Below are 15,523 nucleotides of genomic sequence, written 5' to 3'. Positions count from 1 at the left end.
GAAAGAATATGGATAGAGCGGTTAAATCAACGCAAGAGAAAAAAAGTGTATTTCAAAAATGCCTTGATGGAATAGAAGTAGTAGGAAACAAACTTCCTCATCCTATAACATTATTTGCATTATTCTGTGTGGCAATTATGATTATATCTGCAGTAGCAGCAGGTGTAGGTCTTTCAGCAGAAGGAGAACTTATAAATAGAGCTACTAATGAAGTTGAATTCCAAACAATAACAGCAGTAAGCTTACTATCAAGAGAAGGTATAGTTTATATGCTAGAAAATGCTATATCTAACTTTATAAACTTTGCACCACTTGGGGTTGTTTTAGTAGGTATGTTAGGTATAGGTACAGCAGAAGGAAGTGGATACATATCTGCTTTACTTAAAAAGACAGTTTCTGTAACTCCAGCAAAATTAGTTACACCAATGGTTGTATTTTTAGGAGTTATGTCAAATATAGCAAGTGATGCAGGATACGTTGTATTAGTTCCACTTGCAGCATTAATATTTATGTCATTTGGTAGACATCCACTTGCAGGACTTGCAGCAGGGTTTGCTGGTGTTTCTGGAGGATTTAGTGCTAACTTAATAATAGGAACAATAGATCCAATGTTAGCAGGTATATCTACTGGTGCAGCTCAAATGTTAGATCCAAACTATACAGTACAAGCAGCATCAAATATGTATTTTATGATGGCATCTACATTCTTAATAACAGGATTAGGTTGGTTTATAACTGATAAAATAGTTGAACCTAGATTAGGATCTTTCAGTGGTAAATCTCAATTATCAGAAGAAGATAAAAACTTACAAAACTTATCTAAAGAAGAACAAAGAGCATTAAAAATTACTAATACAGTAGTATTATTAATGTTAGCAGCATTAGTTGCAATAGTATTAATGCCAAACTCAGTATTAAGAAACTTAGAAGCAGATACATTTGCAAATTCAATAATAGATCATTCACCATTAATGAATGGATTAGTTGTATTAATAGCAATAATATTCTTCGTGGCAGCAGTTGTTTACGGAAAATTATCAGGTAAATTTAAAAATGAGAAAGATGTTGGTGCTGAACTTGGTAAGTCAATGGCTTCGATGGGATCATATATAGCATTAGCATTTGTTATGGCTCAATTTGTTAGCTACTTCTCATACACTAACTTAGGTACAATATTAGCATTAAAAGGTGCTGAATTACTAGGTTCAATGAATATGAACTCTATAGTTCTAATAATAGTATTCGTATTATTTGCAGGATTTATAAACTTATTCATGGGATCAGCTTCAGCTAAATGGGCTATAATGGCTCCAGTATTCTTACCAATGTTCATGAAACTTGGTATATCTCCAGAGTTAACTCAAGTTGCTTACAGAATAGGTGATTCTACTACTAATATAATATCACCACTTATGAGTTACTTTGCAATGATAGTTATATTTGCTCAAAAGCATGATAAAAAAGCTGGTATAGGAACTTTAATATCAACAATGGTACCATACAGTTTAATATTCTTAGTTGGATGGATAATAATGTTAGTATTATGGATGACATTAGGATTACCACTAGGACCAGGAGCAGGACTAGTTTACAGCTTATAATATAAATAAAAAAAGAAATCTCAATACATTTAAATGTTATGGGATTTCTTTTTTATGTCTAGAACAATATTTAGATATTCTTACTATTTTGTAGAGGTTTTTGAAAAATTTCATATACAAAATCTTTTCATTTTATGGAAATTGAATGTATTTTGTTATCCTTTGTATAAACTATGACTGAAGATTTTGAGTAATTACCTAAGTCTTTAGTATCAATTTTATTACATTACCTAAATTATTATCTACAAGAGAATTTACACAAATACTATCTTTACTTAAACTTTGTGTATTTGATGTATTATTAATCCATTCTAAAATATACCTAAAAAGGGGATTAGAAAAAGGGTTGTCTAAATAGACAACCCTTTTATTATATTTATACTATAGCCTCTTTTACAGACTCAGTATTATCTTCAGTTGATATTTTTTCTATACTTATTCCTGTTAAACCATAAAATAGTGATATTATAGGGCAAAGTAAATTGAAGAATGCAAATGGTAAAAATGCAAAACACCCAACCCCCATTGTGGCAGACATATAAGCTCCACATGTATTCCATGGAATTAATGGTGATGTGATTGTAGCACTATCTTCTAAAGCACGAGATAGATTTTTAGCAGCTAATCCTTGGTTTTTAAATGCATCTTTATACATACTTCCTGGAATTACTATTGCTAGGTATTGATCAGCTACAGCTAAATTAGTTCCAATAGCAGTGAAAATTGTAGCAGCAATTAATCCGAATGTTCCTTTTGCTACTTTTAATATTGAATTAGCAAGTGCTTGTAGTATTCCTGACTTTTCAAGTATACCTCCAGTTACTAATGCACACATCATAAGTGCAACTGTATCTAGCATACTTTCCAGTCCTCCACGAGAAAGTAATTCATCTACAAATACCATACCACTATTTGAAGTATATCCTACTTTAGCAGCTACAATAACATCTGCAGCTGAACTTCCTTGGAAAAATACCGCTACAAATCCTCCAGCTAGTGCTCCGATCATTAGTGCGGGTATTGCTGGTACTTTAAGGATAACCATAGCTATAACTCCAACTGGCACTAAGAATAACCATGGAGATAAAGTATTAAAGCTAGATAGTAAAGCATTTTGTATTTCTGTTATTTGAGCTGTATCTATTTGGCTTCCTGCATACTTCATTCCTAATATAGCGTAGATTATAAGCGCTATTAAAAGAGCAGGAATTGTAGTATATAACATATGTTTTATATGATCAAATAAATTAGTTCCAGCCATTGCAGGAGCTAAGTTCGTTGTATCTGAAAGTGGAGACATTTTATCACCGAAATATGCTCCTGAAATAATTGCACCAGCTACTAAGCTACTTGGCATGCCTAATGCACTTCCTATACCAAGCAATGCTATACCAATAGTTCCTACTGTTGTCCAAGATGAACCTGTAGAAATTGATACGATAGCACATATTACAGTAGTAGCTACTAAAAATATACTTGGAGATAATAAATTAAGTCCCCAATAAATCATTGATGGAACTATACCACTTATAATCCAAGTACCTATTAATATACCTACAACTAAAAGTATTAAAATAGATTGCATTGTAGTATTAATAGTTTCTAAAATTCCTTCTTCTAATTCTTTCCAAGTAAACCCAAGCTTAAATATAGATATGCAGCCAGCAAAAACTCCACCTAATATTAATGGAATATGAGCTGAAATTTCATAATCTTTTAGAATGACTAAGCATGTTACTAAGGTCGCAACTAAGAAACCGATACATAAAACTGCATCAAATAAGGTTGCTTGTTTTTTTTCTCTTGATGATGTCATGATAGACCTCCTTGATTTTTATGAATATAACCTGATATCTAAATTTTAGCTAAAAAAATAGAGTAGAAGTTTCTACTCTAGACTTAATCATTTTTTAGTATATGACTTAATCTAAAGATAGTACTCCACAAATTATTGTGACAGTGTTATACATATTATGTATAACCCCAACATACAAGCTTAAAGCTTCACTTGTATATTTCGGCAATATTACCTTTTGTTTTGCTTCAACGTGCTTACCTCCACAGAACTACTTATTAATATCGCGACCTCTATCATTAGTTATATTCGTTATTCATAAAAAATTATACCATAAAGTAATAACATATGGAAGTGACAAAATATAACTTTAAAAAAAATAAAGTTTAAGTTACAATAATTATTGATTACAAGCGGTATAAAAATAATTGTAAGCTTATAGGAGTGATAATATTGAGTAAAAAAAAATTTTATGCAGTCAGAAAAGGTAAGTGCATAGGAATATATAATACTTGGGATGAATGTAAGTCTCAAGTAAATGGGTTTTCAGGAGCAGAATACAAAAGCTTTTTATCTAAAGATGAAGCAGAAGAGTATATATATGGAAAGAAAGAAATTATTTTTTCGAATGAAGATAACACCGTAGAGGCATATGTAGATGGTAGTTATGAACATTGTATAAGAGAATATGGCTCAGGTGTTGTTATACTAAAAAATGGACAAGTTCAAAAAACATACAGCATAAAGGGTAATGATGAGTCTTTAGTAACTATGAGAAATGTCGCAGGTGAAATAGAAGCATCAAAACTAGCTATGAATTATTGCCTAGAAAATAATATAGAAAATCTAATTTTATACTTTGACTACGAAGGTATTGAAAAATGGTGTACTGGAGTTTGGAAAACTAATAAAGAGGGAACAATAGAATATAAAAGATTCTATGATGGAATAAAAAATAAACTAAATATTAAATTTGTAAAAGTTAAAGCTCATAGTGGTGATAAGTATAATGAAGAAGCTGATAAATTAGCTAAAAAAGCTATAGATTTATAAAAAAATAATAAGACCTTAATGTATACTCATTAGGGTCTTATTATTTTATGATTTAATCAGGAATTTCTCCATAGATATCTTCTAATTCATCTGCAAATGCTATTGGGCTATTTATTGACTCATACATAGCTCTAGCATATATATTTGCTTGATCATAAGTTGACTGCCAAGCGAATATTCCTCCTAAACAGTTATTTAATACATACTGACCTTTTAAATATATAGATAAATCATTTTCTATAGACATAGCATACTGACCATCTCTTATAAGATAAGGAACTCTAGCTTCGTTATCAAATTGATATTGATATCCATTCTTATTTATATAATTTCTTCTAAGTTCGTCATTTGATACAGTTGTAGTAGCTCCTAATCTACCATAGAAAGGAACTCCTAATAGTATTTTTTCAGAAGGCATTCCATTTTGTATAAGATTTTGAACCATTCCATGAACACTATAACCTGATAAAGATAGGTCTGAATCATATAAATTAGCTTGATGTCTACGTCCTCTCTCTCCAGTTTCACCTGCTGTAAAGTCATAGCTCATAAGGTTAAAATAAGTTATTATAGGAGCAATTTTATCTATTTCAGCACTTCTATTTGTATATCCAGTATCACCAGTACCAGCAACACTTAACCATTTCTCATCACCAATTACGTCTCTAATGGCAGTTAATAATAATGTAAAGTTTTCTCTATCATTAATACTTGATTTTATACCAGAGGCACTACTACCTGGATACTCCCAGTCAATATCTATACCATCTAAGTTATAATTATTTATAAGTCTATTAACCTGTCTAGCAAAATCATATCTAGATTTAGGTGTTGAAGCTGCATCTGAGAATCCCTCAGCACCCCATCCTCCAATAGCAGCAATTACTTGTAGTTGAGGATTATATCTTTTTAGAGAAACCAAATACTCTAAATATCTTGGTGTAGGGACTAATAAAGAACCATCAGGATTTATTTCAACAAATGCATAAATAACTGCGTCTAAAAAGTTAGGGTCAACATTTTTCGGATTGCCTAAAACATACTCCATAACAATTGGTTGAAGATCAGGGCAATTACTATTAGTAACATTAGACTGTTCATCAGGACCGTTTATAGGAGGTCTATTTAAATAAGGTATAGTTTGAGAACGTTCTATTTCTTTTACATCTTTACCTGGCATAAAACATAAGTACCAATCTAAGCATGAATATTCTTTTCCGCAATTATTTATTCTTTTTTTCAAATCCTTCCATGTTTTAGGTGGAGGTAAAATTACCGGCATACCTGGAAGCCAGTTAGCTGGAGTAACTATATTATCATTATCAGATGCTTGAAGTGCGTCTATAATTCTTATTATCTCTGGAATATTTCTTCCAGTTGTTAGAGGATAGTAAAGAATAGTTCTTAAAACTTGTTTATCATCTATTATAAATACAGAACGAACAGTAGATGTATTGCTCATAGATTCAGAAATCATACCATATAGTTTAGCAATTCTCATATTAGAATCTGCAATAACAGGAAATGGGATTTCAATACCAGTTAAAGTACAAATATTATAAACCCAAGCTAAGTGAGAACTATTACTATCTATACTAAGCCCTATAAGATCCGTATTTCTTTTTTGAAACTCATCATAATATTTTGCAAAGCATATAAATTCTGTAGTACATACTGGTGTGAAATCACCAGGATGAGAAAATAAAACTACCCATTTGCCTTTATAATCAGACAACTTTATAGGTCCAAAAGTTGTATTGGCTTCGAAATCAGGCGCAGTTGATCCTAAACTTGGAAGACATGGCATATAAATCACCCCTTAATTCAATAAAATATAATCTATTTTATAGTATTAATAAATAGATGTTTATGTTACAGGTTATAATAGTAAGTAGTGTAAGTCTGTTATATACAACAAAAATGTACAATAATAATTGCTATTTTTAGATAAATTTGGTATAGTTAATTATGAATAAATGTGTTAAAAATTGTAATTATAGGGGTGAGTAGTTTGAAAAGATTGGTACAAATACTTATTATGTCACCTATGATATGTTTTTTTGTAACTTCTACGCTGTTTATTTCTAACCTTTTTATGGGAGTAGTTGTTGGAATTGGATATTATTTTATGCTTTTCAGCTTTGGAAGTTTAGCACTATTCGGGACTTTATTTTTATGCAATATAAATCGTATATTTGCTAAGAAAAGAAGAGTACCTCAAGCTAGGGTTGCTAAAAAGGTAGTCAACAAGAAAAAGCAAAATCAAAATATATCAAGAAGAAAAGTATCATAAGAATGCATAATGAGAATTATATAAATTTAATGACGTTAAATTTAATGATTAGTGAGGATGTAAGAATAGGACTATAAACGATATTGATATCATCAAGTATTGTTTGTAGTCCTATTTTTATTATAAATGGAGAATAGTTTCTACTTAAAAATAATAAAAAATAAATAAGAAGTATTTTAGGAGGTAGGAGATGGAATTTGATGTTTTCTACAGAAGTGTAGTTGGATATAAAAATATATTAAAAGGTAAGGAATCACAAGATTATTGTAAGTATAAAAAAATTAAAGGTGGGATAATATGTTCATTAGCAGATGGACATAGTAGTGATTTTTTTGAATATAGCCATATAGGATCAAAATTAGCTTGTGATGCAGGAATTTACGTTTTAGAGAACTATATAAAAGAAAATGGATATAAACTAGATAACATAAAAAATGATTTAGTTAATAGTAAAATACAACAAAAAATATATATAAAGTGGCTAGAGTTAGTAAATAATCACTTTAAACAAAGTAGACCTGTTGTATTTAGAACTGAGTATTCTAAATATGCAACTACATTGGTTTTAGCATTAATTTGTGATAGTTTTAGATTATACTTTAATATAGGGGATAGTTATATTTTAATAAGGAAAAATAATAAATATATTAAAGTTCTAGGAATGAATAATAATTATTTTGTTAACTCATTAAGTAATAATGAGTCTTATAGATATATAGAGTACTATATAGAGGAAATTAATGATGAAAATAAAAATGACTATATTATTCTTTTTAGTGATGGATTTTATGATTCATTTAATAATTATAAAGACATGATTAATGACTTGAATGACACTATATTAATGTATAATAAAAATGTATTTTCTAAGTTTTGGCTTGAAAATAATTATAAACAACATTTAGATAATTTAAGTAAAAATAAAGGGTATGATGATATTAGTATAATGTTCATAAAATCTATATAAATGTTGTCTTAAAAATCAATATCAAAAAAATGTAGTATTATTAATATATTTATACTATATTGTTTTTAAATGTAAATAAATAGAAAGATTATGGTATAATAGATAATAAAAGTATAAGGCAAATATAAATAATAATATTATAGACATAGAAAGGGAAAAGTAATGAAGTTTAAAGAATTGTTTGATAAATTTGCTGATTTTATAGACAACAATAGAGGTAATATAACTAAACTTTTATTATCTGTATTAGCCTTTATTGCACTAATAGTCGTATTCTTTATTAGTAGTGATGAAATGAGTATAAGTAAAGAAGTAGATCACTTAGTAAAGAATATAGAATCAAGAAAATATCAAATTGCATATGATTATTATGAAACTTTAAAGTCAGATTTTTCAGGATCGAAGATGAGTAGATTTAATAAATCTGCATCTAAAAAAATAAATTCTGTAATTATAAATAATGGTGACAAATATGTAAATGGACAAATAAACAAAGAACAATATATAGGTTTAATAAATACTGTAAATGCGTTAGATAATATTAATATAAATATTGATAGTATAATAGAGCAATCAAAAAGAGTTGAAGAAATGTATATAGAAGAAAATATAAATTATGATGTAGCACTTTCTTACTTAAGTATATCATCAACATTAAATAATATGAATGATGAATTAGATGAGTACACTCAAAAAATAAAAAATTATTATGAATCTAGAAATGTTTATAATGAAGCAACTAAAAATCAACAAGTAAAGAAATATTATGAAGCTATACAGGGTTATGATAAAGTTTTAGAAGAAGATAAGAAATATTATAAATTAGCAAAAGCAGCAAAAGAAGAATGTATAAGTTCTATGTATAATTATTACATACAACAAGCTAGTTATGCTAATGAAAATGGAAACTATGATGAAGCTATTAAGTATATAGAATATTTAAAGAAGTACTATAGTGATGATGAGAAGATATCTGAATTAGAAAGTAAGTATCAAGAAAATCTATCTTTATACACTATGACGCAAGATGATATTATAAACTTAATAACAAAAAAAATGGGAACAAATAAAGATGGAATTACTATAAACTCTTATCAACAAATGATAAATGGTAATAAATTCTATTATGTAGAAATTTGTAAATATGATAAATTAATAGATGAAATACTAATTGATGCAAAGACTAGAAAGATATATTCTTATAAATCAAGTGAAAAAGATTATAATACATCTTATAGTGATGGTTTTTTTAAGATTATAAGTAGCGGAGAGTTTAGATTTGCTTTAAGTGAAGGCGAATGTAGATTTGAATTAGAAAATAAATTAAAAGAAAAAGACGAATCATTTAAAAATATAGATATTGTTTCAAAAGAAGATAGTAGTAAGTATACAAAAAATAAAGATTTAGTAGATAACTTTATAAAGAATAACAATAGCGTTTATTATTATGCTGTTGTCAATAAAGGTATATTTAAGAAAAAAGAATTATATCTCATAGATATGTATACAAAAAAAATCTATTTTGTATCTAATGATGAGATTGTAAATTATTAGAGCGTGTTTATACACGCTTTAATAATTGTATAAAATAATAAAAATAGAGGATATTTTGTATTAATTGGTAAATATATAAATTAGTAATAAAATTTAGAGGAGACGTAGTTATGCATAAAGCAAAAAATAATGTATATATTGCAATAGGAATTATAGTGGCTACTTTAATTTTATTTATCGGAATAATGTACACTCAGATAAATGGAGATAAAATAGCTAAAAACACTTATATTGGAGATATTAATATTGGAAATTTAACGAAAGATGAGGCTAAGTCTATATTAAAGGATAAATTAAACATAGGTATAATAAAATTATCTTTTAATGATAAACAATGGAGTGTAGCTCCTAGTGAAGTAGATGCAAGCTATAACTTTGATGAGACTATAGAAAGAGCGTATAATTTTAACAGAGATAATAATATACTTGATAGTTTATCTAAAACTATAAAAACTAATTTTGGAAGTAAAAATGCAATAGATATGGTTGTAAATTATAATGAAGATAAGTTGAAATCAAAATTAGAAAAAATAAAAGATGAGATAGATATTGAAATGAAAAATTCAACATTAAATATAAGTGGAAATAATATAACAGTGACTGATGATTCAAAGGGATTAGAATTAGATATAGAAAATAGTTTAAATAAAATAAAAGTAAATTTACAAAATGGTATTTTATCTGATGAACTTGTTGTTAATGAAGTTGAACCTACTATAACTAAATCAGATTTAGTTAATGTAAATACTATACTAGGTAGATACACAACTGCTATAAAAGGATCATCAGCAGGTCGTATATCGAATATAAAAATTGCAGCGGAAAAAATGAATAACTTTTTAATGATGCCAGGAGATGAGTTTTCATATGTTGATGAAACTGGACCTTATACAGCTAGTAATGGATATAATAATGCACCAGTAATAGTAGAAGGAGAGTTACAAAATGGAATGGGTGGTGGTGTATGCCAATTATCATCTACACTATATAACTCAGTATTATATGCTGGACTTGAAATTGTTGAACTAAGAAATCATACAATTCCATCATCGTATGTTCCTAAAGGTAGAGATGCAACAGTTACAGATAGTGGAGTAGACTTTGTATTTAAAAATAATTTAACTGAACCTGTTTATCTAAAAAGCTATGTTTATGGAAGTACACTTGTAACTGAAATCTATGGAAGTAATAAAGATAAACAAAATATAGAAATTCAGACAAATATAGATTCAGTATCAGAAGCTAATGTAAAAACTATAGAAGACCCTACTATAGAAAAAGGTAAAGAAGAAGTAATAGAAAAAGGTAGAGACGGATACACTGTATCAACATATAGAATATATAAGGATAATGAAGGTAATGTAATTAAAAAGGAAAAAATATATACATCATATTACCCTAAAAAGCAAAAAGTTGTAGCTGTTGGTACTAAAGAAATTGAACAAGAGACCAATAAAGAGGACGTTAATAAAGAAGAAACTAATAAGGATGAAAATGTGAATAATCCACAAGAAGGTACTCAAGAGTCAACTACATCTGATCAAGAAAATACGAGCTTAGAGCAGAATAACAATGAACAAGTAAATACAGAAAATGTAACTCAGTAAAGTTTGTTTAATATAAAGATATTGGGAGGTATTAATTTGAATTTAAATGATATAACCAATTACATCCAAAGTATTTGTGAAAATATTTCAAGTGTTCTAGATGTAGATGTAACATTAGTCACTAAAGATCTTATAAGAATTGCAGGAACAGGAGTATTTAAAGATAAAATAGGTGAAAAAATATCAGAAGAAACTGTATATTATAAAGTTCTTACAGAAGGAAAATCTTACTTAATAAATAAAGAAATAGATAATGAATGTAACAAGTGTTGTTATAAAAATCAATGTAAAGAGCTTGCTGACATATGTACTCCAGTAAAGTTAGGGAATGAAATACTTGGACTATTAGGTATAGCAGCATTTGATGAAGTGCAAAAAAATAAATTTATTTCTAAAAATGAAGACTTAACTGAATTTATATCTAGAATGTCTGATTTAATATCATTTAAATTAGATGAGATGTATAAAGAAGAAGTTAAAACTATGGATGATTTAGAAAAAGAAGCTATAGAAAAGGCAATAAAAAAGTATGGTAGTAATACAGAATGTATGAAAAAAGTTGCAGATGCATTAGATATAGGTATAGCAACACTATATAGAAAAGTAAAAAAATATAACATAAAATAAAAGTAGGTATGTTATAAAATGTTAAATTACATTTTATGACATACCATTTATTATATATATCTATAAGGAGAATAAAATAATGATATTTAATGAAATAGATGAATTATTAGATTTACAAAATAAATACTTTGATAGTCAGATTACTAAAGATGTAAGCTTTAGAATAAAACAACTTGATATTTTAAAAAAAGCAATAAAAAAATATGAGTCTAAAATTATAGAAGCTATTAAAAAGGATTTTAATAAATGTGAATTTGAAGTTTATGAAACGGAAATAGGAATAACTTTATCAGAGATAAAGCATGTAAGAAATAAAATAAAAAAATGGTCATCACCACAAAAAGTAAAAACACCTCTTACAAACCCTGGAGCAAAAACATATATATACAAGCAACCATATGGAGTTTGTTTAATAATGTCTCCTTGGAATTATCCTTTTTATCTTTGCATATCTCCATTAATAGGAGCTATTATATCAGGTAACTGTGCAATTATAAAACCATCAGAGTTGTCTTTTAATACATCAAAAGTTATAAAGGATATGATAGAAGAGTATTTTAACAAAGAGTATATAGCAGTAGTAGAAGGATATATAGAAACAAATAAATACTTACTAAGTAAAAAATTTGATTATATATTCTTTACAGGAAGCCCTGCTGTTGGAAAAATCGTTATGGAAGCTGCATCTAAAAATTTAACGCCAACTACCTTAGAGCTTGGTGGTAAAAGTCCATGTGTAGTAGATAAGAATTGTGACATAGATAAAAGTGCTAAAAAAATAGTATGGGGAAAATTATTAAATGCAGGTCAGACTTGTATAGCTCCTGATTATATAATTGCCCATACAAAAATTAAAGACAAGCTTATAGAAGCTATGAAAAAATATATAAATGAATTTTATGGAGTAAGTCCTATAAAAAGCGATGATTATGCTGGAATAATAAATAAAAAGCATTTTAACAGAATATTAAACTTAATAAATTATGATAAAGTAGTTTATGGTGGAAAATATGATGAAATTAAACTAAAGATAGAGCCAACTATATTGGATAAAGTTGAACTTATGGATGATGTAATGCAAGAAGAAATATTTGGTCCAATAATTCCAGTAATGGAGTTTGAGAAGATAAGTGATTTAGATGAAATAATAGAAAAAAATAGAAATCCACTTGCTTTTTATGTATTTACTAATGATAAAAACTTTGAAGATACTATTATAAATAAATTTTCGTTTGGTGGTGGATGTGTAAATGACACAATAATGCATATTTCTAATCAAAATGCTCCTTTTGGGGGGATAGGTAATAGTGGAATTGGTTCTTATCATGGAAAAAGAAGTTTTGATGCATTTACTCATGAAAAAACAATATTAAAAGCATCATCTATAGATATACCGTTTAAGTATCCTCCATATAGTAAAAAAGCATTAGAATTATTAAAAAAATCATTTGATATATTGTAGTTAATGACAATTAAATAGCAAAAAATGTATAGTTTTGACTAACTATGATAAATATGTTATCTTTATATAATGAAGAATAGATTGGAGGCGATTGTTATTTTAGGTAATAATATAAAATAGACATACTTAACATGCCGAAAAAGTCAATGGACATATCTTTAGTAGAAGAAGAAAAAAGTGATTTAACATTTTTTAATATAGAAGAAGAAGACGAACATGAGACGCTAAAGGCATTAAAACAAAGTTATGTAACTACTAACTATAAAGATGAAACAATACTTAATTTACAAAATGAATTAAAAAGCAATAGCGAGGAAGTTTCCAAGGAAATAAAGCTAAAGTCATATAATGATTACAACAACTCATTAGAACTAGCTAATAGAGGATATATAACAAAAGCAGTTGAATTAATTGAATCTGCTCTAGAAATAAACCCTAAGGATGTAGATATATTAAATTTAAGAGGTTTGTTAAAACTTTTAAAATGTGATTTTTCGAAAGCCTTTGAAAGTTTTTATACAGCTCTTTGTTATGGTAATAATGAACTTTCAAGAAAATATGTTGATATACTATCATCAGAAGATTTTAAAGTATTTTTAGGTAGATATAATCACTCTATAAGATTTATAAATGAAGAATTAAATCAAGAATCTATACATATATTAGACAATATTATAGATGAAGATCCAGACTTAATAGAACCATATGTTATTCTTTATTTACTTTATAATAAGTTAGGAAATGAAAAAAAGAAAGATTACTATTTTAGTAAACTTAAAGAAGTAGATAAGGATAATCCAATTTTTGAAAATGATAATGAAGAATCATTAATTACTGAAAAAGTAGAAGAAAATACAGTACAAGAAAAAAGTAAAAAATCAAACAAAAAGAATATTATACCATATGTAATTATAGCATTTTTAGCAGTAGGTGTTGGTATATATCATATCAATAATAAAGCAAAAATAGAAAGTTTAACTTCAGAGCTAAGTAGTAAAGAAGAAAAATTAAACGAAACAGATAAGCAACTAAGTGAAACTAATGAACAGTTAAATGAAACTAATAAAAAATTAGATGAGACTACTCAAGTATTAGATGAAGCTCAAGTTCAAAATGAGATAGCTTCATTAGATGAAGATACTTTATATACTAAAGCTACTAGCCTTAAAAAGTCAGGCAACTATGAAGACGCAATTGAATACTTTAAAGGTGTTGTTAAATATGGAAAAAGTAAGAAATTTATATCAGCATCTATATATGAAGTAGCCCTTTTAAATGAAAAGCTTGGTAATGATGAAGAAGCTATAATTTACTATAGAAAGTATATATATACTTATACACCAGAAGAAAATTATTATGATGATGCATATTATCAATTAGGTATGTTATATTATGATAATGGTGAGTTAGATAAAGCAAAAGAAATATTCTATGGATTAAGAAGTGAAGTACCTAACAGTATGTATAATAACTCTAAGGTTTCAGAAATTTTAAAAGAAAAGTAGATAATAAAGAGTAAGGTTGAAAATAGTATGAACCTTACTCTATTTTTATATTTATAATAGAAGGTAGTAAAGTTATGGAGGTAAAATTATGATACTAGATATTCATGCAGATATATTCTCTGATGTATTAAGTAAAAAATTAAGTAAAGAAAGTAATATTATAAGAAAATACCATTTAGATAAATTTAAAACTGGAGGAGTAAATGGAGGCATTTTTGTTTTTTGGCAAGATCCATATCTAAAAAAATACTATAACTATGAAGGATTAAAAGTAATGATGGATTATGCAAAAGAAGAAGCTAATTTATCTAAAGGCTTCTTAGTTATAGCAAAAAATTATGAAGAGTATATTAAAGGATTAGAAGATAATAAAATAACAGCTATGATGCATCTAGAAGGTGCTAAAAGTTTAGAAGATAAATTAGATAAAGTAAAGGAAATTTATGATTATGGAATAAGAACTGCATCTTTAACATGGAATGAAGAAAATAAGCTTGCTACTGGAGTTAAGGGTAATAGTAATAATGGACTAAAACCAATGGGTAAAGATTTTATAAAAGAGTGTGAAAATCTAGGAATAATTATAGATGTATCCCATGCTAATGATAAAACTTTTTATGATATATATAATACTAGTACAAAGCCTATAATTGCTACACATTCTAATGCAAGAGAATTATGTAATGTAAAAAGAAACTTATTAAAAGAGCAAATTAAACTAATAAAAGAAACAGATGGAATAATTGGAGTAAATAGTTATATTGGATTTATTAGTGATGATAATAACAAAAGAGACTTATATAGTTTGATAAATCATATAGATTACATGGTTGATTTAATTGGAATAGACGCTGTATGTTTTGGGTTTGATTATTGTGATTATCTTAATTTAGATGAGGGTGAATGTACAAAAGGACTAGAAAATGCATCTAAAACGAAAAATATCATAACAGCTTTAAAAGATAGAGGATATAAAAATGAGGATATAGAAAAAATTTCATATAAAAACTTTTTAACTTTTATAAATAAAAATTTTGGAAAATAAAAACTTACTTGGTA

At 27.2% G+C, this 15,523-nt stretch carries 12 protein-coding genes and 1 riboswitch; of the genes, 10 read left to right on the top strand and 2 right to left on the bottom strand.

The genetic code is table 11. From position 1 onward, the window contains the following. Positions 1-8 precede the first annotated feature (8 nt). Positions 9-1,601 (top strand): AbgT family transporter, encoded by a 1,593-nt coding sequence (locus EIH23_RS06650; RefSeq protein ID WP_122639444.1) that lies wholly within the window; start codon positions 9-11, stop codon positions 1,599-1,601. Positions 1,602-1,977: 376 nt separating this feature from the next. On the opposite strand, the gene nhaC is transcribed toward EIH23_RS06650, so the two are convergent. After that, entirely contained in the window at positions 1,978-3,417 is a 1,440-nt protein-coding gene (gene nhaC / locus EIH23_RS06645) for a Na+/H+ antiporter NhaC (protein WP_122639443.1), read from the bottom strand. Between the two features lie 110 nt (positions 3,418-3,527). Continuing rightward, a riboswitch (Lysine riboswitch) is annotated at positions 3,528-3,700 on the bottom strand. 140 nt (positions 3,701-3,840) lie between these two features. Here nhaC and EIH23_RS06640 point away from each other — a divergent pair. Then, the gene (locus EIH23_RS06640; RefSeq protein ID WP_334294986.1) at positions 3,841-4,449 is read left to right on the top strand and encodes a ribonuclease H family protein; all 609 of its coding nucleotides are present in this window, start codon (positions 3,841-3,843) and stop codon (positions 4,447-4,449) included. 52 nt (positions 4,450-4,501) lie between these two features. On the opposite strand, the gene EIH23_RS06635 is transcribed toward EIH23_RS06640, so the two are convergent. Further along, positions 4,502-6,256 carry a peroxiredoxin gene (locus EIH23_RS06635; RefSeq protein ID WP_122639441.1) on the bottom strand — a complete coding sequence of 585 codons (1,755 nt, stop codon included), beginning with the start codon at positions 6,254-6,256 and terminating at the stop codon, positions 4,502-4,504. A 204-nt stretch (positions 6,257-6,460) separates the two neighbouring features. On the opposite strand from EIH23_RS06635, the gene EIH23_RS06630 reads away from it, so the two are divergent. The 8 genes from EIH23_RS06630 (at position 6,461) to EIH23_RS06595 (ending at position 15,509) form a co-directional block, all read left to right on the top strand. After that, positions 6,461-6,742: a hypothetical protein gene (locus EIH23_RS06630; protein WP_122639440.1), complete on the top strand. Its 282-nt coding sequence runs from the start codon at positions 6,461-6,463 to the stop codon at positions 6,740-6,742. A gap of 190 nt (positions 6,743-6,932) precedes the next feature. After that, complete coding sequence (locus EIH23_RS06625) at positions 6,933-7,709, top strand: protein phosphatase 2C domain-containing protein (protein ID WP_122639439.1); 777 nt, start codon at positions 6,933-6,935, stop codon at positions 7,707-7,709. Between the two features lie 162 nt (positions 7,710-7,871). Next, positions 7,872-9,263, top strand: coding sequence for a UbiD family decarboxylase (locus EIH23_RS06620; protein ID WP_122639438.1), 1,392 nt, complete (start codon positions 7,872-7,874; stop codon positions 9,261-9,263). A 110-nt stretch (positions 9,264-9,373) separates the two neighbouring features. Further along, entirely contained in the window at positions 9,374-10,870 is a 1,497-nt protein-coding gene (locus EIH23_RS06615) for a VanW family protein (protein WP_122639437.1), read from the top strand. Positions 10,871-10,906: 36 nt separating this feature from the next. After that, positions 10,907-11,497 (top strand): helix-turn-helix domain-containing protein, encoded by a 591-nt coding sequence (locus EIH23_RS06610; protein ID WP_122639436.1) that lies wholly within the window; start codon positions 10,907-10,909, stop codon positions 11,495-11,497. 79 nt (positions 11,498-11,576) lie between these two features. Further along, positions 11,577-12,959, top strand: coding sequence for an aldehyde dehydrogenase (locus EIH23_RS06605; RefSeq protein WP_122639435.1), 1,383 nt, complete (start codon positions 11,577-11,579; stop codon positions 12,957-12,959). 131 nt (positions 12,960-13,090) lie between these two features. Beyond that, positions 13,091-14,464, top strand: a complete 1,374-nt coding sequence (locus EIH23_RS06600) for a tetratricopeptide repeat protein (protein WP_122639434.1) — start codon at positions 13,091-13,093, stop codon at positions 14,462-14,464. Positions 14,465-14,552: 88 nt separating this feature from the next. After that, positions 14,553-15,509, top strand: a complete 957-nt coding sequence (locus EIH23_RS06595; protein ID WP_122639433.1) for a dipeptidase — start codon at positions 14,553-14,555, stop codon at positions 15,507-15,509. The last annotated feature ends 14 nt before the right edge of the window (positions 15,510-15,523 follow it).

It is taken from the genome of Romboutsia sp. Marseille-P6047 (assembly GCF_900604535.1).
Taxonomy (GTDB): Bacteria; Bacillota; Clostridia; order Peptostreptococcales; family Peptostreptococcaceae; genus Romboutsia_E.
Note: the sequence above shows the minus strand (reverse complement) of the source record. Positions and strands in the feature narration are given on the sequence as shown.